Raw genomic sequence first — 22,546 nt, forward strand, 5'->3', positions numbered from 1 at the left:
GCAAGCAAGGCCAGTGGTGGGGTTCCCGAGCGGCCAAAGGGAGCAGACTGTAAATCTGCCGTCACAGACTTCGAAGGTTCGAATCCTTCCCCCACCACCATCTTCTCTCTGTTGATGAAAGCACAGCGAAAGCTGAAACTACATAAAACACTGAGGGGGAGGATGAGAAGCTTCGCCAAGGTTCGAGTCTCACGCAGTGAGACAACGCGCTTTAGCGCGGCCCGCAGGGTGAGGAGCGAAGTGACGAATAATCCTTCCCCCACCACCATCTTCTCTCTGCAACGAGTGAAGACGCAGTAAAGGAACCGGCCAGGTTTCTTCCGGATAAAACCGGAACTACAATTTGTAAAACCATGAATACCATGGTGGGGTTCCCGAGCGGCCAAAGGGAGCAGACTGTAAATCTGCCGTCACAGACTTCGAAGGTTCGAATCCTTCCCCCACCACCATCCTTGTATACCCCCCAGAATCAAAACAAACCTGACAGCATCAACATCACTCCTTACCGGGAGGGATGAGAAGCTTCGACAAGGTTCGAGTCTCACGCAGTGAGACAACGCGCTTCAGCGCGGCCCGCAGGGGGAGTCGCACAGCGACGAATAATCCTTCCCCCACCACCATCTTTGTATATCCCCCAGAATCAAATCAAACCTGACAGCATTCCATCACTCTCTCAGTTCATCATTTATCAATTGTCTTAACCATTCAGCGCATCCTCAACTTGAACTCCGGTCAACTATTCGCTATACCACTGACTTCTTTAATGCAGTAAGGAAGAAGTGCATGCGTAACAATATCTGCGTTTTTTGTGGTGCCAGCGAAGGCGTTAACCCTGCTTATGCCGAGAACGCGCGGCAATTGGGGCAAACGCTTGCTACTCAGGGCCGACGCCTCATCTATGGTGGCGGCAAAAAAGGGTTGATGGGCATCGTGGCTGATGCCGTGCTTGCCGCAGGTGGTGAGGCCGTGGGCATTATTCCCGAGCGGTTGGTAGAAGCAGAAACCGCACATCGTGGCCTGACTGAACTGGAAGTGGTTCCGGACATGCACACCCGTAAGGCGCGCATGGCGGCTCTGGCAGATGGTTTTATTGCGCTGCCCGGCGGCATAGGTACCCTTGAGGAACTGTTTGAAATCTGGACCTGGGGTCAGATCGGTTATCACAGTAAACCGGTTGGCTTGCTGGACGTGAACGGGTTCTATCGCCCACTAAACAGCTTCCTGCTGCACGTCGCCGATCAGGGCTTTATGCGCCATGACTATCTGGGCACCATGCACATCAGTGAGTCTGCGCAAACCTTACTGCAACAATTTGACGACTATCAGCCCAAGACTTACGACCGCTGGGCAAAATAATTCGGCTTGCCGCCGGCGGCCTGATGCCGCTGGCCTGCGTTACATTTCTGGTCAAACTCTGCTACTATCTCAACACATTTTTCTTGTAAAAACGGCACCGCTCATGAAGTTTGTCTCTTTTAATATCAATGGACTGCGTGCGCGTCCGCACCAACTGGCCGCGATCATCGAACAGCACCAGCCCGACGTGATCGGCCTGCAGGAAACGAAAGTTCACGATGACATGTTCCCGCTGGAAGAAGTCAGCCAGCATGGCTATCACGTGTTCTATCATGGTCAAAAAGGTCACTATGGCGTGGCGCTGCTAACCAAAGAAAAGCCGCTTGCCGTGCGCCGTGGTTTCCCTACCGATGATGAAGACGCACAGCGCCGCATCATTATGGCCGATCTGGCGACGCCACGAGGCACTTTGACGGTGATCAATGGCTACTTCCCGCAAGGGGAAAGCCGTGACCATCCGATCAAATTCCCCGCCAAGACACGCTTCTACCAGGATTTGCAAAACTACCTGGAGCAGCAAATGTCGGTGGACTCACCGGTACTGGTGATGGGTGACGTGAATATCAGTCCAACCGATTACGATATCGGCATCGGCGAGGAAAGCCGTAAACGCTGGCTACGTACTGGTAAGTGCTCCTTCCTGCCGGAGGAGCGCGAATGGATGGATCGCCTGATGAACTGGGGCCTGGTCGATACCTACCGCCAGGCTAACCCGGAACGTAGCGATCAATTCTCATGGTTCGACTACCGTTCACGTGGTTTCGATGAAAACCGGGGTCTGCGTATCGATCTGCTATTGGCCAGCACGCCATTGGCCGCACGCTGCACCGCCACCGGCATCGATTATCAGATCCGCGGGATGGAAAAGCCGTCGGATCACGCGCCAGTTTGGGCGGAATTCTCGCTGTAATTGCCCCAACCCCGGTCATTGCCGGGGTTTCGCTATGTGGTTCCTATGAAAATTATCGATGTCGTCGCCGCCATCATTGAAAGAAATGGCCAGATTCTTTTGGCACAGCGTAATGCTGACAGCGATCAGGCCGGACTGTGGGAGTTTCCCGGTGGCAAGGTTGAAGCAGGTGAGAGCCAGCCACAGGCACTGGCGCGTGAACTGGACGAAGAGTTGGGAATCGTGGCCAGGGTTGGCCGCTATGTCGCCAGCAACCAGTGGCAGCAAAGTGAGCGCGTCATCCGACTCCATGCCTGGCAGGTTGAAACCTTTAGCGGCGAATTACAAAACCGCTGCCATTCTGATTTTATCTGGTTGGCACCGGAGCAGGCATTTGACTACCCCCTGGCTCCGGCGGATGTACCACTATTAACCGCCTATATTAGCGCACTGCGGGCGCAAGGCTGAGTTACAGCGTCACTTCTTCAGACGCACCCAGACTAACGGATTAGTCCCCACCACATTGGGGTCGCGTACGCACTGCAACGCTTCCCCTTCCACCTTGAGTACCGCCCCTTCAGAATAGTTTTGATCCTGATAGATGCAACAACGACTGCAAGATTGTGCTATCGGTTGAGCCGCAGCGTTTTTTGCCGCACCCCAGATCTCCGGCGACACCGGCACCACCACATCGACATCGCCACGGTTGGCCATCGCCGTAGTGCAAAACAGCAGTGCGCTACCGGCCAGCAACAGTAAGCCGTGATTCATTCGCTCTTCTCCCGCGCCTTACCGGCGCTTTTCTTGCGTTTTTTCGTCCCGGCGGAAGGTGAAGGCGGCAACCCGCGAAATGCCATACTCGCCCGGCTCTGCTTGGCCTGATAGATCAGTTCCTGCAGAGTACCTACCAGAGGTTGCATAAAGTCCTGATAACGGCAGGATTTCTCACTGATTTGCGTCAGCGTGGCTTCCCAGTTGGCGGTCATATCAGGACGGGCAGCAATATCCGGCAGCGAATGGATCAACGCCCGGCCGGTTTCACTGGAGTGAATATAACGCCCTTTCTTATACAAAAATGCCCGCTTGAACAGCAACTCAATGATACCCGCGCGCGTGGCCTCGGTCCCTAAACCATCGGTCGCCCGCAGGATTTTCTTTAACGCTTTATCCTGAACAAAACGCGCAATCCCGGTCATGGCGGAAAGCAGGCTGGCATCAGTAAACGGACGTGGCGGTTGGGTCTGGCGTTCTACCACCTCACCACGTTCACAAAGTAGCTCGTCATCCTTCGCCACTACCGGCAACGGAGCGCCTTCGTTTTCTTCATCGCGCTCTTTACTGCCAAGCAGCGTTCGCCATCCTGCCTCAGCAAGAAAACGTGCCTTGGCGATAAACTTGCCGCCGGCGATATCCAGCTCAATCACGCATTTGCGGAACATGGCATCTGGGCAGAACTGCATCAGGTACTGCCGTGCAACCAAGCCATAAACGTTCAGTTCATCCTGGCTGAGGCTGACCTTACTGGCACGGGCAGTAGGAATAATGGCGTGGTGGGCATCCACCTTCTTGTCGTCCCAGCACCGGTTACGACGATCGCTGTCGATCACCGACTGCGGATACAGATCCGGCTGATGAACACTGATGGCGTTCAACACCGAATGCCGCCCGGCAAAATGCTCTTCCGGCAGGTAGCGGCAGTCGGAACGCGGATAGGTAATCAATTTATGGGTTTCGTACAGCCGCTGGCACACCTCCAGCACCTGCTGCGCACTCAGGTTAAAGCGCTTGGAAGCCTCAATCTGTAAGGTCGACAATGAAAACGGCAAGGGGGCGGTATCTGATTCCCGTTTATCATTATAAGAGGTGACCAGCGCCGGCTGACCCTCGATGCGCTTGAGCACGTGTTCTGCCAGCGATCGGTGCAGCAAGCGCCCTTCTTCGTCCTGATAAGGCTCGCAGGAGTCACTCGGTTGCCACAGGGCGACAAAACGCTCGTCTTTGGGCGTCACTATGTGCGCTTTGACTTCGAAGAAGTCCTTCGAGACAAAATTTTCAATATCTTCGTCACGCCTGACTACCAACCCCAACACCGGCGTTTGCACCCGGCCCACCGACAACACACCATCATAACCGGCATTACGCCCCAGAATGGTGTAGGCGCGGGTCATGTTGATACCATACAGCCAGTCTGCGCGGGAACGCGCCAGGGCGGAGACACAAAGTGGGATAAAGTCGCGGTTGTCACGCAGCCTTTCGATAGCGCGCTCCACCGCCTGCGGGTTGAGATCGTTGATCAGGCAACGGCGGACGCTATGACGTTTTTCCGGCGATAAGGCCAAATAGTCCAGCACCTCGTCCACCAGCAATTGGCCTTCCCTGTCCGGGTCACCGGCATGCACCACTTCATCGGCCTCATGCAACAGCTTTTTAATGGCATTAAGCTGTTTGCTGACAGAAGGCCGTGGCTGCAACTGCCACTTTTCAGGGATGATCGGCAAATCCGCCAGCGACCAGCGCGCATAACGACTGTCGTAGGCATCCGGCTGCGCCTGTTCTAACAAGTGGCCCACACACCAGGTCACCACATCATTGTTACCGCAGGCGATAAACCCGTCGCCGCGGCGATGCGGCTTGGGAAGTACGTCGGCAATGGCGCGAGCCAAACTCGGTTTCTCGGCAATAAACAGTCGCATTATTCACCGTTATTCTGGCTGTACGTCATCAGGAATTCTCTTACTTCAGCATAATTCCCGCGGAACACAATCCGCTGGGATTTCTTTTCCAATTGATAGTGATACATCGGATCGTAGTAGTGCTGCAACAACGGCACCAGCCACTGCTGATGCTCGTCACTATTTCCACTGGCCTGCTGATACTGCAGTGCCCGTTCCAGGTGCTGCGTCAGCAGTTGGAAACGCTCCAGCCCCAGGCGGCGGCGAATGGCAAACAGGCCGTGATGCAGATATTCATCGTACTTTTGCCAGCCAAGCTGCGCACCGTAGGCGTGTTCAAACTCAATACGCATCCGATCGATATATTCGTGCTGCAGCCGTGCCAGACGCACCTCAAAAGGATCGTCTATCACCGCCACCGGTGCCTGCTGCATTCGGTTGAAGATCGGTAATGGCAGATTGTTGCTGCCGATAATGCGCCCTTCATCTTCCAGCACCCAGCGGCGGCAGCCACCATGCTGTTTTTTCAGCAATAACACAGCCAGACGATTCTCAAAATCAATCTGGCCGCTTTGACTCACCAACGTTCGGCCAAAAGATGACCCGCGGTGGTGCGCCGCACCTTCCAGATCAACGCCGTCGGCCAGCTCATTGACCAGCAGAGTTTTACCGCTGCCGGTATTGCCGCCAATCAGCACCATCGGCAGTTCGGCGCTCTGCTCCAGCGTGATGAGCAGAAAATTGCGCAGGGCCTTGTAACCGCCGGTGATGCGCGGATAGGCGACGCCGGCCTCACGCAGCCACTGTTGCACCAGTTGCGAACGCAAACCGCCGCGGAAACAGTAAATATAGCCTTCCGGCCATTGGGCACATTGCGCCAGCCAGGCCGCCGTGCGTTGCTCACGCAATCGGCCATTGACCAGACTATGCCCGAGCGCAATCGCTGCTTGCTGCCCTTGCTGTTTGTAACAGGTGCCAACCGCCTGCCGCTCATCGTCGTTCATTAACGGCAGATTGATGGCATTAGCGAAAGCCCCCTGCTGAAACTCAACCGGTGCACGCACGTCAATCAGCGGGATATCCTGCAAAAAAATACGGCGATAGTCCTGGCTGTCTTCCCGTTCCCTGGTAGCTAACACTAGACAACCTCGATCAACGGCTTGCCCGGCACGACCGCATGCAGTTCACCGATAGCCTGGAGTTGAATGCCGTGGCGCTCGGCAATCGCCTGCACCTGCTGCTCCGCTTCAGGCAGTACTGCCAGTAGCAAGCCGCCGGAGGTCTGCGGATCGCACAGCAATTGGCGCTGCAGGTCGGTCATTTCACCAACCAGATGGCCGTAACTCTCAAAGTTGCGCCCGGTACCGCCGGGTACGCAGCCTTCGGCAATATAACGCTCGATGTCAGGCAGTTTAGGGACCTGATCAAACCATAGCGTCGCCTGCAGCCCTGAACCCTGGCAAACTTCGCTCAGATGGCCCAGCAGACCGAAGCCGGTGACATCGGTCATCGCCGTCACACCTTCGACTTCGGCAAAATCCGTGCCCGGTTTATTCAGTTGGCACATCACTTCGGTCGCCAGGCCTTCATGCTCTGGCAACAATTTGCTTTTCTTCTCGGCGGTGGTCAGCACGCCAATGCCCAACGGCTTGGTCAGGTACAATTTGGCACCGGCCTGTGCCGCGCTGTTTTTCTTTACCCGTTCGGTATTGACGATGCCAGTCACTGCCAGGCCAAAAATAGGTTCCGGCGCATCAATAGAATGGCCCCCCGCCAGGGCGATACCCGCCTGCTGGCAAGCATAACGCCCACCGTCGATCACCTGCTGCGCCACTTCCGCCGGCAGCGTGGCAATCGGCCAGCCCAGAATGGCAATCGCCATGATTGGTTTCCCCCCCATGGCATACACGTCGCTGATGGCGTTGGTGGCGGCGATGCGACCGAAATCGAACGGGTTATCGACGATCGGCATAAAGAAGTCGGTGGTACTGATAATGCCCACGCCGTTGCCGATATCATACACCGCCGCATCGTCACGGGTTTCATTACCGACCAGCAAGCGCGGATCGACAAATTTCTCCCGCTCGCTGTGCAGAATAGTTTCGAGAACTTTCGGTGAGATTTTACAACCGCAGCCGGCGCCATGGCTGTACTGGGTTAAACGGATCGCTGGCGATGTCATATACCACTCCCTTCGGTTAACGGCATTCAAGATATCATAGGGTAGCGCTTGCCGACGGGATTGGTAAGAGCGGGCTGCCGATAACCGAACAGCCTGCTCATAAACAACACAGAATGGTGGGATTTAGCACATTTTTGCCGCAATCCCGCCGGTGGGATCAGAAATAGCTGACGAAAGGCGTGCTGTCTGGGGCGATCACTTTGGTAGAAGCTTTTAACTGTGGGGTACCCAAATACAGGAAACCGACAATTTCGTCCTGCTCGCGACAGCCAAAGGCTTCACGAACCAGTGGGTGCTCGGTCCAAGCGCCGGTGCGCCAAATACCGTTGAAGCCCTGCGCCAGTGCAGCCATCTGCATCGCCTGGACCGCACAACCGGCAGAAACCACCTGTTCCCAGCGCGGAACCTTGGTTTCTTCGGTGCAATGGGCTACCACGGTGATAATCAGCGGGGCGCGGAATGGCGCTTTTGTCGCCTTTTCTAACGCGGCTTCATCCATTTCGTCCTGCTTTGCAGCAGCTTGTAACAATTGGCTAAAACGCTCCAGACCCTGGTTTTCGATCATCACAAAACGCCATGGCTGCAAGGCACCATGATCGGGCGCTCGCAGGCCCGCGCTGATGATATTCTGACGCGCCTCACCCGTCGGCGCAGGGGCCACGAGGCGTGACGCAGAGCGGCGATTCAGTAAAAGTTCCAGTGCATCCATCGTAAACTCCTGATAACAATTTTCATTCAAATCACGGTAACATAGCTAAACGGCGAGTGACAGCCTCGGCATTAGCCTCTGTGACCCACTATTTAAAGCTGACATTTCTTTGGCCGCTCATTAGGATAGCGGAACATTCTCGACTCTTGCTGGAGAGCACATGCGCACATTGTGGCAAATCATTGCCGGCGTTTTCAGGTGGACATGGCGTCTGCTGAACTTTATCAGGGAACTGATCCTCAATTTGTTCCTGGTGTTGTTGATCCTGGTTGGGGTTGGCATCTATCTTTCATTCCAGAGTGCTACCACCCCTGCCGTCCCTACCCGCGGTGCGTTGCTGGTTGACCTGAGCGGCGTGGTGGTTGACCAACCGTCGATGAACAACAAGGTTCGCCAATGGGGTCGTGAACTGTTGGGCGCTTCCAGCAACCGCCTGCAGGAAAACTCCCTGTTTGACTTGGTTGACAGCATCCGCAAAGCCAAAGACGACAAAAACATTACCGGCATGGTATTGCAGTTGAATGACTTTGCCGGTGCCGATCAGCCTTCGCTGCAGTACATCGGCAAGGCGCTGCGTGAATTCCGTGACAGTGGCAAACCGATCTTTGCCATTGGCGACAGCTATAACCAGACACAATATTATCTGGCCAGCTACGCCAACAAGGTTTACCTGTCACCTCAGGGTGCGGTCGACCTGCACGGTTTCGCCACCAACAACCTTTACTACAAATCTTTGTTGGAAAAACTCAAGGTCACCACCAACATCTTCCGCGTCGGTACCTATAAATCCGCCGTGGAACCCTTGATCCGTGACGATATGTCACCGGCCGCCCGTGAGGCAGACAGCCGCTGGATTGGCGGATTGTGGCAGAACTATCTGGATACCATAGCGGCTAACCGCCAGATCACGGCGCAACAGCTGTTCCCAGGGGCCGCAGGCGTGCTGAGCGGTATGCAGGCTGCTGGGGGGGATACGGCGAAGTATGCGCTGGATAACAAACTGGTCGATGAACTAGCGTCGCGCACCGTTATCGAAAACCAACTGATCAAGACTTTCGGTTGGGACAAACAGGCCAATGATTTCAACGCTACCAGTATCTACGACTACCAGCCGAAGCCGACGACGGGTCAAGGCGGTAAAATCGCCGTGATCTTCGCTAACGGCGCGATCATGGACGGCCCGCAAACACCAGGCACCGTTGGCGGCGATACCACTGCCGCAGAACTGCGTCAGGCGCGACTGGATCCGGCTATCAAGGCGGTGATTTTCCGGGTCAACAGCCCAGGGGGCAGCGTCAGTGCCTCGGAAGTGATCCGCTCCGAGTTGGCCGCGGTACGTGCCGCCGGCAAACCTGTGGTGGTTTCCATGGGTAGCATGGCGGCCTCAGGCGGCTATTGGGTCTCTACACCGGCGGATTACATCATCGCCAGCCCAAGCACCCTCACCGGTTCCATTGGCATCTTCGGGGTGATTAACACCTACGAGCAGACGCTGGACAGCATCGGCGTACATACCGACGGTGTGGCAACCTCGCCGCTGGCGGATCTGGCGGTCACCAAGGCACTGCCACCTGAGTTCTCGCAGATGATGCAGTTGAACATCGAGAAAGGTTATCAAAACTTTATCGACCTGGTCGCCAAGTCGCGCAAAATGACACCGCAGCAGGTTGATCAGATTGCTCAGGGTCACGTATGGCTGGGCAGCGACGCCAAGACCAATGGTCTGGTCGATCAGTTGGGTGACTTCGACGACGCGGTGAAGAAAGCCGCCGAACTGGCGCAATTGAAACAGTGGCAGCTTAACTGGTTTGTCGATACGCCAAGCCTGACCGACATGGTGCTCAGCCAATTTGGCGTTTCCATTCACGCCATGCTGCCAGCAGCCATCCAGTCGATGCTGCCTGCACCCTTGGCATCAGTGGCCATGGCGGTCAAAGAGCAGCCAGGTTTGTTCAATAACCTGAACGACCCGCAAAACCGCTATGCCATCTGTTTGACCTGCGGAGAAGTCCGCTAACAAATTAATCCTCAGCCCGGCACCCGTCGGGCTTTTTTTCTGCGTTTATCCCCCTATAATTCAGCCCATCTTATTTCTGTTAAAACAATCACTATGAAAAAGAAATCGATTTACGTCGCCTACACTGGCGGGACCATCGGTATGCAGCGTTCTGAGCACGGCTATATTCCAGTCTCTGGCCACCTGCAACGGCAACTGGCCCTGATGCCGGAATTCCACCGGCCGGAAATGCCGGACTTCACCATTCATGAATATGCGCCGCTGATCGACTCCTCTGACATGACGCCGGAAGACTGGCAGCATATCGCCGACGATATCAAACTGAACTATGACCGCTATGACGGCTTCGTGATCCTGCACGGTACCGACACCATGGCGTTCACCGCCTCGGCGCTTTCGTTCATGCTGGAAAACCTGGCCAAGCCGGTGATTGTTACCGGTTCTCAGATCCCACTGGCGGAACTGCGCTCCGATGGCCAGACCAACCTGCTGAACGCGCTATATCTGGCGGCCAACCATCCAGTGAATGAAGTCAGCCTGTTCTTCAATAACAAACTGTTCCGCGGCAACCGTACCACCAAGGCGCATGCTGACGGTTTCGACGCCTTTGCTTCACCCAATCTGCCGCCGTTGCTGGAGGCCGGTATTCATATTCGCCGCCAGAACGGCATCGACAGCCCGGTCTGCACTGGCGAACTCAAGGTGCATGACATTACGCCGCAACCGATCGGTGTGGTGACCATTTACCCAGGTATCTCCGGCGCGGTAGTGCGCAATTTCCTGCTGCAGCCGGTGAAAGCCTTGATCCTGCGCTCTTACGGCGTAGGCAACGCACCGCAAAAAGCAGAGCTGGTGGATGAATTGCGCGATGCCTCTGAACGCGGCATTGTGGTGGTAAACCTGACGCAGTGCATCTCCGGGCGTGTCAATATGGAAGGCTACGCCACCGGTAATGCGCTGGCCCATGCCGGCGTCATCAGTGGGTTTGATATGACGGTCGAGGCCGCATTGACCAAGCTGCATTACCTGCTGAGCCAACCTCTGACGCCAGAACAAATCCGCAGCCAGATGCAACAGGATCTGCGCGGCGAGTTAAGCATTAACGGTTAACCCATACACCACGGAGTCGCAATGAAAACAGCCCTGTTGCTTATCGATTTGCAAAACGACTTTTGCCCCGGCGGCGCATTGGCGGTGACCGAAGGTGATGCCGTTATTAGCGTTGCCAATCAGGCCATAGCGGCCTGCAACGCACGCGGTGAACCGGTGGTCGCCAGCCAGGACTGGCACCCCGCCAATCACCGCAGCTTTGCGGTAAACGCCAACGCGCCGGTGGGCACCCTGGGTGAGCTGGAAGGGTTGCCGCAGGTTTGGTGGCCGGTGCACTGCGTACAGGAAAGCCAGGGCGCTGAGTTTCATCGGCAATTGCACCAACGGGAGATTATCGCAGTGTTCCGTAAAGGGCAAAATACGGCTATCGACAGCTACAGCGCCTTCTTCGACAACGGTCACCGCTCGCACACTGAGTTAGACAGCTGGCTGAAAGCGCAGAACATTAGCCATCTGGCGATTATGGGGTTAGCAACCGACTACTGCGTAAAATTCAGCGTTCTGGATGCGCTGGAGCTTGGCTACAAAACTACGGTGATTACCGACGGCTGCCGCGGGGTTAATTTGCAGCCTGGCGACAGTCAGGAAGCCCTTCGGGTAATGCAACAGGCCGGGGCACAATTAGTTACCCTGTCACAATTCATCGACCGCTGATGCCATTGGGCGCTTTTTGCGCCCTTTCCTTCCTCTGGCCCAAATCTCGACATCGCTCACATTCCAACCATTCTCCTGTGATTACATCTTGTTCGCGTGCGGCACTTTTGCTGTTATGACCGCTGATGCATTGGCATCAGTAAGTTATACGCATCCGGGGCCCATTGAGCCCGGCTTTATGTTACCGCCTCAGGCGGTTTCGGTCGGCTTTGCCGACCAAAGGAGATGACATGGTATTAACACGTAAACTGCTGCCTTTACTGGTAGCGGTGCAGCTTGGTATGGCTGGTGCCGGCATGGCTCATGCCGCCTCTTACCTTTCCGTCGGTTATTTCAACGGCGGCGGTGATGTTACCGCCGGTCCTGGCGGCGATATCAACAAGCTCGACGTCACACAAATTACCCACCTCAATTATTCTTTCGGTCTTATCTACAACGACGAGAAACAGGAAACCAACCCGGCGTTAAAAGATCCGTCCCGCCTGCACCAAATTTATCTGTCACCCAAGGTGAAGGCAGATTTGCAACTGTTGCCGATACTGCGTAAACAGAACCCGGAGCTGAGAGTATTGCTGTCCGTCGGTGGTTGGGGCGCGCGCGGGTTCTCCGGCGCGGCCGCCACAGCGGAAAGCCGGGCGGTGTTTATCCGCTCGGTGCAGCAGGTCATCAAGCAATATCATTTGGACGGCATCGATCTCGACTGGGAATACCCGGTTAACGGTGCCTGGGGGCTGGTTGAAAGCCAACCGGCGGATCGTGCCAACTTCACGCTGTTGCTGGCGGAACTGCATAAAGCGCTGGATAAAGGCAAGTTGCTGACCATCGCCGTCGGGGCCAACGTGAAAAGCCCGCAGGAATGGGTTGATGTTAAAGGCATTGCGCCCTACCTCGACTACATCAACCTGATGACTTACGACATGGCGTACGGCACCCAATACTTCAACTCCAATCTGTATGACTCCAAACAGTGGCCAACCGTCGCCGCTGCCGATCGTTACAGCGCCAATTTTGTGGTGGATAACTATCTGGCCGCCGGGTTAAAGCCGGCTCAGTTGAACCTGGGGATTGGTTTCTATGGCCGGGTGCCAAAACGGGCGACCGAGCCGGGCATCGATTGGGACAAAGCGGACGCGGCCAAAAACCCGGTCTCCCAGCCCTACTTCACCGCACGCGAAACGGCCGTGTTCAAGGCTATGGGGTTGGATCTGACCAAGGACAGCTATTTCAAATACAACGATATCGTCAGCAAGCTGCTAAACGATCCACAACAGCGTTTCACCGCCCATTGGGACAATGACGCCCAGGTGCCCTACCTGACTATGAAATCCGCCGAGGGCAAACCGCTGTTCGCTATTTCCTACGAGAACCCGCGTTCGGTTGAACTCAAGGCTGACTACATCAAAAGCAAGGGATTGGGCGGTGCGATGTTCTGGGAATATGGCGCTGACGACAATAACCGCCTGGCGCATCAACTGGCGGAATCACTGGGGATTAACGGCGCGAAACGGTAATTCAACGGGCGATGCGAGCATCGCCCAGCTGTCAAATTTACTGTGGCTTTAACTTGACCAGCGGTTCAGCAATGAACTGCTGTTTCAGCTCCTGCTTACTCTTCATCACTATCTGCCCGTCAGTGCCAATACTCATGTGCTGCGGGTCAGCGTTGTGTAATGACTGCCACAGCATCACCGCTTGCAGACTGTTTTCTTTCTGCTCCGGCGTCAGCGCCACACCGTCCGGCCACTTGCCCAACTCAACGGCCAGTACCAGTCGCTGATAGATTTCCGGCGTCATGGCGGCAATCAGATCTTTTACGTCCATCAGAGCATCTCCTCACTCGTGGAAGAATAATTAGCTGAATCGATTTTTCTCACTGAATAATCCGTCAGCCGGCCGTTTTTTCGCCATTCTCACCGTCGGTAAAGCTCAGCGACGCGGAGTTAACGCAAAAACGCTCGCCGGTAGGCTGTGGCCCATCGGGGAAGACATGCCCCAGGTGGGCGTCGCAATGCCCACAGCGGATCTCAACGCGATGCATATTATGCGTATTATCATCAAGATAACGAATAGCATCGTCGGAAACCGGCTGATAGAAACTTGGCCAGCCGCAACCGGAGTCATACTTGCTGTCGGAGTAAAACAGCGGATGGTTGCAGCACAGGCAATGGTACACGCCCTCACGTTTGTTGTGCAGCAATTTGCCGGAATACGGCGCTTCGGTACCACGTTCCTGAGTCACATAACGTTGGATTTCATTCAGTTCCGTGGCCGGATGCTCAGGGGGTGTCTTTTTAGCCATTTGTGCGTTTCTCTGAATGTGGATAATGTCAACGAAAACAATGAGTAATAATAACAAAAAATTAACAACACTGCAGCGCTTTTTGGCCTAAACTGTAGCCCATAAAGGTCACGCCACGATGATATGTGATGCCGATCACATATCTTGCACGGGCTGACTTTATACTTAGCGGTTTGACCCCATATAACGGATGAGGCCGAACGCAAACGGAATGTGCAATAAGCACTCAAACCCGGCTTCCAGGTTTGATTTGCAGCAAGAATTGACACGATTCCGCTTGACGCTTGGTAAGGTTTTTGTAATTTTACAGGCAACCTTTTATTCACTAACAAATAGCTGGTGGAATATATGACTATCAAAGTAGGTATCAACGGTTTTGGCCGTATCGGTCGCATTGTTTTTCGTGCTGCTCAAGAACGTTCTGACATCGAAATCGTTGCAATCAACGACTTGTTAGACGCAGAGTACATGGCTTACATGCTGAAATATGACTCTACTCACGGCCGCTTCAACGGCACTGTAGAAGTTAAAGACGGCCACCTGGTTGTTAACGGTAAAACCATCCGTTGTACCTCAGAAAGAGATCCGGCTAACCTGAAGTGGAACGAAGTCAACGTTGACGTCGTTGCTGAAGCAACTGGCTTGTTCCTGACTGACGAAACTGCACGTAAACACATTGCTGCAGGCGCTAAGAAAGTTGTTCTGACTGGCCCATCCAAAGACGACACCCCAATGTTCGTTATGGGTGTTAACCACAAATCTTACGCTGGTCAGGAAATCGTTTCTAACGCTTCTTGTACTACCAACTGCTTGGCACCACTGGCTAAAGTTATCAACGACAAGTTCGGTATCGTTGAAGCTCTGATGACCACTGTGCATGCAACTACCGCAACTCAGAAAACTGTTGATGGCCCGTCTCACAAAGACTGGCGCGGCGGCCGCGGCGCATCCCAGAACATCATCCCTTCTTCTACCGGTGCTGCGAAAGCAGTAGGTAAAGTTATCCCAGAACTGAACGGCAAACTGACCGGTATGGCGTTCCGCGTTCCAACTCCGAACGTGTCTGTGGTTGACCTGACTGCTCGCCTGGCAAAACCAGCTTCTTACAAAGAAATCTGTGCTGCTATCAAAGCGGCTTCTGAAGGCGAGCTGAAAGGCGTTCTGGGCTACACCGAAGACGAAGTAGTTTCTACCGATTTCAACGGCGAAACTCTGACTTCCGTATTCGATGCCAAAGCCGGTATCGCTCTGAGCGACACCTTCGTGAAACTGGTTTCTTGGTACGACAACGAAACTGGCTATTCCAACAAGGTTCTGGATCTGATCGCTCACATCTCCAAATAATGGATTGATGTTAAGCTGATGATGAGGGTGACATTTTTGTCGCCCTTTTTTTGTTTCTACGGCGTACAAAAGGCAACCCGATGAACGAAAAGATTTTCACCCTACCCGTTACCGAACAAATTTCCCCTTTTATCAGTCAGCGCAAGCTCGACGAACTGCCTGTCGTAGTGGTTTCCCATCCGAAAGTACGCGCAGCTATCTCACTTCAAGGTGCGCATCTGTTGGCCTGGCAACCTAGCGGTGAAAAACCGGTTATTTGGCTGAGCAACAATACACCGTTTAAAAAAGGCAATGCCATCCGTGGCGGCGTGCCTGTCTGCTGGCCCTGGTTTGGCCCAGTGGCAAAACCTTCTCACGGTTTCGCACGCAATCAGCCGTGGACTCTGACGGCGCATGATGAAGACGACAACGGCGTTATTCTGACCTTCACGCTGAAAGACAACGAGCAGACCCGCAGCCTGTGGCCACATGCCTTCACGCTGATCGCCCGTTTCAAACTGGGTGAGGAATGTGAAATCGAGCTGGAATCCCACGGTGACTATCAAGCGACCGCAGCCCTGCACACTTACTTCCAGATTGGTGATATTGCGCAGGTCAAGGTAGCGGGCCTCGGCGAACCTTACATTGATAAAGTGGCCGCCGGCGCACAGGCTCGTCAGGTGGGTGACGTGACCTTCGTCGGTCAGACCGACCGGGTTTATACCCAACCGGACGCCTTCAGCCTGATCAAGGATGCATCATTAAAGCGCACCATTGAGGTTCATCACCATCATATGAGTGACGTTATTGCCTGGAACCCCGGCGTGGAGCTTTCTTGCAGCATGGCGGATATGCCGAATGACGGTTATAAAACCATGGTTTGTGTGGAAACCGGTCGCGTAAGTAAGCCCCTGGTGGCAGCCGGTGAACAGCCGGCTCGACTGGCCGTGACCTTCCGTATTCGTAACAACGCCTGATCCCGTTAAGGGCGGCAAACATCGCCGCCCAGTAACTGCGCACTACAGATGTGCAAAAGGGGCGCTAGCGCCCCTTCAGACTGATGACAAACCTCATTCCTGCCCAGAGCGAGTAGAGGCCGATAAATAAAAATCAGGAAAATCAATTCATTGATTTTCGGCTGCTCACCACAAAGCAGGAAAAACCACGCTTTTTCCTGCTTTGTCAGCAACATAAAGGGGCGCTAGCGCCCCTTTATGATACATACATTGCCCGATACTGGTGCAACCCTCGATTAGAAGGTGTATTTCACACCCGTCATCAACACCCCGGTGTAAGATTTATCCACCATTGGGCTGTCTTTTACTTCGCTGGACAGGCTGATATAACGCCCGAGGAAGAATGCGTCCCAGTCTTTGTTAATCTTATAGTTGGCACTCAGCTCAACATAAGGTGCCCAGCTATCGCTCGGCGTGTAGCTGTCCAGGCCGCTGCGGCGGGACTCGTTTTCGCTGATGCCATAGTAGTATTTGTTCTGGTTCTTGCTGCTCCACGTCACACCCGCACCAGGTACCAGGGTGATATCGCCCAGATCAAATTTGTACAGATAGGCGAAATCACCCACCATACCGTTGCTGTAGTCTAACGTATCACCGGTAAAGGTGGTACGCAGAATGCCCCACTCAGCAAAATGCGAATAGGCCAGACCGGCCATCAGCGTACCGCGACGCTTGTTCAACTGCTTCATACGGTCGTCGTCGCTGTCACCCGGACGATAGCCCAGCGGTGAAAAGTAGCCCATCAGACTCAGTTGGTTTTGCTGATCTTTCCACAGGTAATAACCAGCGGTCAACGTACGGAAGTAGAAGTCGTCACCTTCATAGTTAATGACGGGTACCGGATACACGCGCTCCTGATAGCCACGATACGGATCCGGGCTAACCAGCGCGGAAGCACCGAGTGACCAAGTTCCTGCCTGAGCACTTTGCGCACAAACCATTGCGGAAGCGATAATTGCTAGCGTTTTGAGTTTAAAAATCTTCACTGGTTCTTTTTCCATAAATAACAGAGTTAATTGCGTGCTTAGTTTATGTGAGAATTTCGTGACGCGCTGAATCTTTACAATAGAAAACGGCCAAGATCGAATAACTTAGAACCTAAATATGAATTAATCATGGCAGAACCATGACGTTTTTTGCCGCAGGCCGCGCCAGACAAGGCATTTGGTTATCCCTGTAATAACTGAGTCATTGATATGACTTAAAAAAAGCTTTTTACCACACAGGAAATTTTCTGGTATGCAAACTAAGCTTAAATCAGAAGATGAGTAAATCCTGAGCCAGTGGCAATACAGCGCAACTCGCGATAATAAGCGCACCAAGTTGGCATACGAGTTGCTGTACTCAGGGATAACGTCTTCTTTCGGGAGCCAAAACACTATCACCAGCTCCCTTTAACCTGTGCTAATAACGAAAGGACGGGCATCGCCATGAACATATTTGACCACTATCGCCAGCGCTACGAAGCTGCCAAGGACGAAGAGTTCACACTGCAGGACTTTCTTACCATTTGCCGGCAAGATCGCAGTGCATATGCCAATGCGGCCGAACGTCTGCTGATGGCTATCGGTGAACCAGTAATGGTCGACACTGCGCTTGAGTCACGCATGTCTCGCCTGTTCTCCAACCGCGTGATCGCACGCTATCCGGCATTCGAAGAGTTCTACGGCATGGAGGAAGCTATCGAGCAGATAGTCTCTTACCTGAAACATGCCGCGCAGGGCCTCGAAGAGAAGAAACAAATCCTTTACCTGTTGGGCCCGGTGGGCGGCGGGAAATCATCGCTGGCGGAACGCCTGAAAGCGCTGATGCAGCTGGTGCCGATTTACACCCTGAGCGCCAACGGTGAACGCAGCCCGGTTAACGACCACCCGCTGTGCCTGTTCAACCCGCAGGAAGATGCCAATATTCTGGAAAAAGAATATAACATCCCGAATCGCTACCTCGGTACTATCATGTCGCCGTGGGCGGCCAAACGCCTGCATGAGTTTGGCGGCGATATCACCAAATTCAAAGTAGTCAAAGTACGCCCTTCTATTCTGGAACAGATTGCCATCGCCAAAACCGAACCGGGCGATGAGAACAACCAGGATATCTCTGCGCTGGTCGGTAAGGTCGATATCCGCAAGCTGGAGAATCACGCGCAAAACGATCCGGACGCCTATGGTTATTCCGGTGCGCTGTGCCGCGCCAACCAGGGGATAATGGAGTTCGTAGAGATGTTTAAAGCGCCAATCAAGGTGCTGCACCCTCTGCTGACCGCCACCCAGGAAGGTAACTACAACGGGACAGAGGGGATTTCCGCTCTGCCGTTCAGCGGCATTATCCTGGCTCACTCCAACGAATCAGAATGGGTGACTTTCCGTAACAACAAAAACAACGAGGCTTTCCTCGACCGTGTTTACATTGTCAAAGTGCCTTACTGCCTGCGGGTTTCGGAAGAGATAAAAATCTACGACAAGCTGCTGGATCACAGTGAGCTGACCCATGCGCCATGCGCCCCTGGTACTCTGGAAACGCTGGCCCGCTTTACCGTGCTCTCTCGCATGAAAGAGCCGGAAAACTCGAGCATTTACTCGAAAATGCGCGTTTATGACGGTGAAAGCCTGAAGGACACCGATCCCAAAGCCAAGTCGTATCAGGAATACCGTGACTATGCCGGGGTCGATGAAGGCATGAACGGCCTGTCTACCCGTTTCGCGTTTAAAATTCTCTCAAGGGTGTTCAACTTCGATCACGCAGAGGTCGCCGCTAACCCGGTACACCTGTTCTACGTGCTGGAACAGCAGATCGAACGTGAGCAGTTCCCTCAGGATCAATCAGAGAAATATCTGGAACACCTGAAAGGCTACCTGATCCCGAAATACGCCGAGTTTATCGGCAAAGAGATCCAGACGGCTTATCTGGAATCTTACTCAGAATACGGGCAGAACATTTTTGACCGCTACGTGACCTATGCAGATTTCTGGATCCAGGATCAAGAGTACCGTGATCCAGACACCGGCCAACTGTTCGATCGCGAATCTCTGAACGCCGAACTGGAAAAAATCGAGAAGCCGGCCGGCATCAGCAACCCGAAAGATTTCCGCAACGAAATAGTCAACTTCGTGCTGCGCGCGCGGGCTAATAACAGTGGCCGCAACCCTAACTGGACCAGCTATGAGAAGCTGCGTACCGTGATCGAGAAGAAAATGTTCTCGAACACCGAAGAGTTGCTGCCGGTCATTTCGTTTAACGCTAAAACCTCAACGGACGAGCAGAAGAAACACGACGACTTCGTCGATCGCATGATGGAAAAAGGCTACACCCGCAAACAAGTTCGCTTGCTGTGTGAATGGTATCTGCGGGTCAGAAAGTCTTCATAACGTCTAATGAGAATTAGCGTCATGGAGATGGCGTAGAAAGTTGGCAGCGTCGTTTGGGGGAAGTATGGCTTATTTTATTGACCGACGGCTGAACGGTAAAAACAAGAGCATGGTGAACCGCCAGCGCTTCTTGCGTCGTTACAAGTCGCAAATCAAACAGTCGATTGCCGAAGCCATCAACAAGCGTTCGGTCACCGACGTAGACAGCGGGGAGTCAGTCTCGATCCCTACTGGCGATATCAACGAACCGATGTTCCATCAGGGTCGCGGTGGCACACGCCACCGCGTTCATCCCGGTAATGACCACTTTGTCCAGAATGACCGCGTTGAACGCCCACAGGGCGGCGGCGGCGGTGGTGGCGGCCAGGGTAACGCCAGCCAGGACGGCGAAGGCGAGGACGAATTCGTTTTCCAGATCTCCAAGGACGAATATCTCGACCTGCTGTTTGAGGATCTGGCGCTGCCAAACCTGAAAAAGAATCAGTACAAGCAGCTCACCGAGTACAAGACCCATAGAGCCGGTTACACTGCCAACGGCGTGCCGGCTAACATCAGCGTAGTACGTTCGCTGCAAAATTCACTGGCGAGACGAACCGCCATGACCGCCGGTAAACGGCGCGCCTTGCATGAGTTGGAAGACGAACTCACCCAGATGGAAAACACCGAACCGGTGCAACTGCTGGAAGAGGAACGGCTGCGGAAGGAAATTGCCGAGCTGCGCAAAAAAATCGAAAGCGTGCCTTTTATCGACACCTTCGACTTACGTTACAAGAACTATGAGCGTCGGCCCGAACCCTCCAGCCAGGCGGTGATGTTCTGCCTGATGGACGTTTCCGGCTCGATGGATCAGGCCACCAAAGACATGGCCAAACGTTTCTATATTCTGCTCTATCTGTTCCTAAGCAGAACCTATAAAAACGTCGACGTGGTGTACATCCGTCACCATACCCAGGCGAAGGAAGTGGATGAACAGGAGTTCTTCTACTCGCAGGAAACTGGCGGCACCATAGTTTCCAGCGCGCTGAAACTGATGAATGAAGTGGTTGAAGAGCGTTACGACCCGGCACAATGGAATATCTACGCCGCACAGGCGTCGGATGGCGACAACTGGGCCGATGACTCACCGCTGTGTCACGAACTGCTGGCGAAGAAGCTGCTGCCGATGGTGCGTTACTATAGCTACATTGAAATCACCCGCCGTGCCCATCAAACACTGTGGCGTGAGTATGAAGATCTGCAGGCGAAATTCGAAAATTTTGCCATGCAACATATCCGCGAGCCGGACGATATCTATCCGGTGTTCCGCGAGCTTTTTCACAAGCAGACAGCATAAATAACATCTTTACCCACGGCCGGTTAATCAGACTAATCGGCCGTTTTCTTTTATAAAGATGATCAAAACTGCCACTGGAAAGTTTTAACTCAGATTTACCTAACGCCGCTCTCAATTAAATCCCCCTCCAGCCTTCCCTGCCGCTCAGATAAAGCCGTAAGTTACTGTTCGTTTAATGGTTTTTTTCTCCTTAAGAGAACCTGAGGGGCAACAACTAAGGTAATTCCTAATTACGCTTCCCTAACGCAATGCTTATTGCGCGAATTAGGAAAATTCCTATTTAATGGGATGCCGAATTGCCATATCAGGTGAGTGCTATGGAATTACTTCCCGTTGCAATCATCGTCGTTTTGATCGCAGTTGTCGTATTTTCCTTTGTCACGTATTTGCGGCAAAAAAGGGGAACTACTTTCAACACCAAGCGGAAACGACGCTAGGACGCCTCTCCACAAGGAAGTGGCTCAATAATCGCTATCAGGCTATGCCCCTTTCCATTGAGTTAACCATTTAACAAACAATTTCAGTTTCTTATGAGGATATTCTGATACCTGCGCTATTGCAGTTTTTCGTCTTGTCGTCGAAATTCAGGTGCGCTACTGTCGTGGTCTGGAAACACACAACACCGCATAATCAGAACAACATCCAGTTTGTCGCTATCATCCCTTAATCCCGCCGCTGTGCGGGATTTTTTTGATATCAACCGTGCTATTGAACACAATGATCGGTCGCAAACTCTACTGACAGAAATTGGCAGTGCTCACCCTTAAACTGGGTATTCCTGCGGGAGAAAATCTCCACGCCCATGACCAAATGCACAAGGAAATACGCGCCAATGACACGAGTTATCACCATTCTTACCGAGAATTTCTCCGACTGGGAAACCGCACTGATCAACTCCACCGGCCGTGGTTATTATGACTTCGACGCCCGTTTTGCCTCACCCAAGGGGCTTCAGGTTACCTCTTCCAGCGGCATGCTGGTGACTCCGCAGTTGTCAATTGAGTCCATCCAACTGGATGAAATCGACCTGCTGATCGTTTGTGGCGGCACCGCATGGCAAACAGAACAAGCACCCAATATCATCGAGCTGGTTGCACAGGCATATGAGAAAAACATCGTTGTCGCCGGTATTTGCGATGGAACCCGCGTATTGGCACAAGCGGGTGTACTAGATAACCTCCGCCATACTTCCAATTCGCCGGAAAACCTGTCGCAACTTAATTATCGTGGGGCTGCGAACTATCAGGATGTGCCTTACGCCGTGGCCGATCGGCGCGTGATCACCGCCCCCGGTAGCGCTCCAGTCAGCTTTATGGCCGAGATTTTATCGACTCTGGGGATTAGTGACGATAATCTCAAAACCTATCTGGCGATGCATGCTGCCGAACATCGTAAGTCGGTTTAACGCTATAGGCCATTACAACGAGGCTAACAGCCCACTGTACAGTACCGGTCCCGTCGGTTGTCCGGTTGGCGAGCCGCCAGCCGGTTCCAGGCTAATAGCGATGGTCCCCCCCCTGGACAACTGGATCTGCTCCAGTGGCAATCTGGTAGCCTGCTGGGTCGCAATCAGCCCCAACTTAGCTTTCAACCGCTCCGACATATATCGTTGATTTTCCGG

The 22,546-nt window shown here is 53.6% G+C and carries 20 protein-coding genes, 2 tRNA genes, 2 other RNA genes and 1 pseudogene; 16 read left to right on the top strand and 9 right to left on the bottom strand.

Annotated features, from left to right (window positions below; all coding sequences use genetic code 11):
• Positions 1-15: 15 nt before the first annotated feature.
• From ACUTSU_RS02890 to ACUTSU_RS02920, 7 genes are all read left to right on the top strand, one after another.
• A tRNA-Tyr gene (locus tag ACUTSU_RS02890) sits at positions 16-100 on the top strand.
• 41 nt (positions 101-141) lie between these two features.
• Positions 142-268, top strand: a non-coding RNA gene (locus ACUTSU_RS02895) — RtT sRNA.
• A 96-nt stretch (positions 269-364) separates the two neighbouring features.
• Positions 365-449, top strand: a tRNA-Tyr gene (locus tag ACUTSU_RS02900).
• A gap of 44 nt (positions 450-493) precedes the next feature.
• Positions 494-620, top strand: a non-coding RNA gene (locus tag ACUTSU_RS02905) — RtT sRNA.
• Between the two features lie 163 nt (positions 621-783).
• A complete protein-coding gene (locus ACUTSU_RS02910) occupies positions 784-1,356 on the top strand; it encodes an LOG family protein (RefSeq protein ID WP_445650696.1) in 573 nt (190 codons plus the stop codon).
• Between the two features lie 103 nt (positions 1,357-1,459).
• Positions 1,460-2,266, top strand: a complete 807-nt coding sequence (gene xthA, locus ACUTSU_RS02915) for an exodeoxyribonuclease III (RefSeq protein WP_445653743.1) — start codon at positions 1,460-1,462, stop codon at positions 2,264-2,266.
• A gap of 45 nt (positions 2,267-2,311) precedes the next feature.
• Positions 2,312-2,713 carry a pyrimidine (deoxy)nucleoside triphosphate diphosphatase gene (locus ACUTSU_RS02920; protein ID WP_445650694.1) on the top strand — a complete coding sequence of 134 codons (402 nt, stop codon included), beginning with the start codon at positions 2,312-2,314 and terminating at the stop codon, positions 2,711-2,713.
• 9 nt (positions 2,714-2,722) lie between these two features.
• Here the strand turns inward: ACUTSU_RS02920 and ACUTSU_RS02925 are convergent, their stop codons facing one another.
• The 5 genes from ACUTSU_RS02925 to ACUTSU_RS02945 all read right to left on the bottom strand — a co-directional run bounded on the left by ACUTSU_RS02925 (position 2,723) and on the right by ACUTSU_RS02945 (position 7,808).
• Positions 2,723-3,016, bottom strand: a complete 294-nt coding sequence (locus ACUTSU_RS02925) for a DUF1496 domain-containing protein (protein WP_445650693.1) — start codon at positions 3,014-3,016, stop codon at positions 2,723-2,725.
• Positions 3,013-4,938: a DNA topoisomerase III gene (locus ACUTSU_RS02930; protein WP_445650692.1), complete on the bottom strand. Its 1,926-nt coding sequence runs from the start codon at positions 4,936-4,938 to the stop codon at positions 3,013-3,015. The genes ACUTSU_RS02925 and ACUTSU_RS02930 overlap by 4 nt, the downstream gene beginning before the upstream one ends.
• On the bottom strand, positions 4,938-6,056 hold the full coding sequence (mnmH, locus tag ACUTSU_RS02935; protein ID WP_445650691.1) for a tRNA 2-selenouridine(34) synthase MnmH: 1,119 nt from the start codon (positions 6,054-6,056) through the stop codon (positions 4,938-4,940). The genes ACUTSU_RS02930 and mnmH overlap by 1 nt, the downstream gene beginning before the upstream one ends.
• A complete protein-coding gene (gene selD, locus ACUTSU_RS02940; protein WP_445650690.1) occupies positions 6,056-7,099 on the bottom strand; it encodes a selenide, water dikinase SelD in 1,044 nt (347 codons plus the stop codon). The genes mnmH and selD overlap by 1 nt, the downstream gene beginning before the upstream one ends.
• Before the next feature lie 157 nt (positions 7,100-7,256).
• On the bottom strand, positions 7,257-7,808 hold the full coding sequence (locus ACUTSU_RS02945; protein ID WP_445650689.1) for an NAD(P)H nitroreductase: 552 nt from the start codon (positions 7,806-7,808) through the stop codon (positions 7,257-7,259).
• A 160-nt stretch (positions 7,809-7,968) separates the two neighbouring features.
• Here ACUTSU_RS02945 and sppA point away from each other — a divergent pair, with 160 nt between their 5' ends.
• The 4 genes from sppA (at position 7,969) to ACUTSU_RS02965 (ending at position 13,100) form a co-directional block, all read left to right on the top strand.
• Positions 7,969-9,825 (top strand): signal peptide peptidase SppA, encoded by a 1,857-nt coding sequence (gene sppA / locus ACUTSU_RS02950; protein ID WP_445653744.1) that lies wholly within the window; start codon positions 7,969-7,971, stop codon positions 9,823-9,825.
• Positions 9,826-9,918: 93 nt separating this feature from the next.
• Positions 9,919-10,935: an asparaginase gene (ansA, locus tag ACUTSU_RS02955; protein WP_445650687.1), complete on the top strand. Its 1,017-nt coding sequence runs from the start codon at positions 9,919-9,921 to the stop codon at positions 10,933-10,935.
• A 21-nt stretch (positions 10,936-10,956) separates the two neighbouring features.
• Positions 10,957-11,589 carry a bifunctional nicotinamidase/pyrazinamidase gene (gene pncA / locus ACUTSU_RS02960; protein WP_445650686.1) on the top strand — a complete coding sequence of 211 codons (633 nt, stop codon included), beginning with the start codon at positions 10,957-10,959 and terminating at the stop codon, positions 11,587-11,589.
• A gap of 230 nt (positions 11,590-11,819) precedes the next feature.
• On the top strand, positions 11,820-13,100 hold the full coding sequence (locus ACUTSU_RS02965; protein WP_445650685.1) for a glycoside hydrolase family 18 protein: 1,281 nt from the start codon (positions 11,820-11,822) through the stop codon (positions 13,098-13,100).
• 37 nt (positions 13,101-13,137) lie between these two features.
• Here the strand turns inward: ACUTSU_RS02965 and ACUTSU_RS02970 are convergent, their stop codons facing one another.
• Both ACUTSU_RS02970 and msrB read right to left on the bottom strand, forming a co-directional pair.
• Complete coding sequence (locus ACUTSU_RS02970) at positions 13,138-13,410, bottom strand: YeaC family protein (RefSeq protein ID WP_012145451.1); 273 nt, start codon at positions 13,408-13,410, stop codon at positions 13,138-13,140.
• 64 nt (positions 13,411-13,474) lie between these two features.
• Positions 13,475-13,888, bottom strand: a complete 414-nt coding sequence (gene msrB, locus ACUTSU_RS02975) for a peptide-methionine (R)-S-oxide reductase MsrB (protein ID WP_445650684.1) — start codon at positions 13,886-13,888, stop codon at positions 13,475-13,477.
• Positions 13,889-14,236: 348 nt separating this feature from the next.
• Here msrB and gapA point away from each other — a divergent pair, with 348 nt between their 5' ends.
• Positions 14,237-15,232, top strand: a complete 996-nt coding sequence (gene gapA / locus ACUTSU_RS02980) for a glyceraldehyde-3-phosphate dehydrogenase (RefSeq protein WP_012145453.1) — start codon at positions 14,237-14,239, stop codon at positions 15,230-15,232.
• A gap of 80 nt (positions 15,233-15,312) precedes the next feature.
• Positions 15,313-16,188, top strand: coding sequence for a D-hexose-6-phosphate mutarotase (locus ACUTSU_RS02985; RefSeq protein ID WP_445653745.1), 876 nt, complete (start codon positions 15,313-15,315; stop codon positions 16,186-16,188).
• A gap of 275 nt (positions 16,189-16,463) precedes the next feature.
• Here ACUTSU_RS02985 and ACUTSU_RS02990 read toward each other — a convergent pair whose 3' ends face one another.
• Positions 16,464-17,228 (bottom strand): MipA/OmpV family protein, encoded by a 765-nt coding sequence (locus ACUTSU_RS02990; protein WP_445650682.1) that lies wholly within the window; start codon positions 17,226-17,228, stop codon positions 16,464-16,466.
• 429 nt (positions 17,229-17,657) lie between these two features.
• Between ACUTSU_RS02990 and yeaG the strand changes: the two genes are divergently transcribed.
• From yeaG to ACUTSU_RS03005, 3 genes are all read left to right on the top strand, one after another.
• Positions 17,658-19,592, top strand: coding sequence for a protein kinase YeaG (gene yeaG / locus ACUTSU_RS02995; RefSeq protein WP_012145456.1), 1,935 nt, complete (start codon positions 17,658-17,660; stop codon positions 19,590-19,592).
• A 64-nt stretch (positions 19,593-19,656) separates the two neighbouring features.
• Positions 19,657-20,925: a YeaH/YhbH family protein gene (locus ACUTSU_RS03000; protein ID WP_261093650.1), complete on the top strand. Its 1,269-nt coding sequence runs from the start codon at positions 19,657-19,659 to the stop codon at positions 20,923-20,925.
• An 832-nt stretch (positions 20,926-21,757) separates the two neighbouring features.
• A complete protein-coding gene (locus ACUTSU_RS03005; protein WP_445653746.1) occupies positions 21,758-22,330 on the top strand; it encodes a type 1 glutamine amidotransferase family protein in 573 nt (190 codons plus the stop codon).
• Positions 22,331-22,342: 12 nt separating this feature from the next.
• Here ACUTSU_RS03005 and ACUTSU_RS03010 read toward each other — a convergent pair.
• Positions 22,343-22,432: pseudogene (locus tag ACUTSU_RS03010) on the bottom strand (anti-sigma factor); the annotation flags it as partial.
• Positions 22,433-22,546 lie beyond the last annotated feature (114 nt).

This window comes from Serratia sp. NA_13, assembly GCF_052691735.1.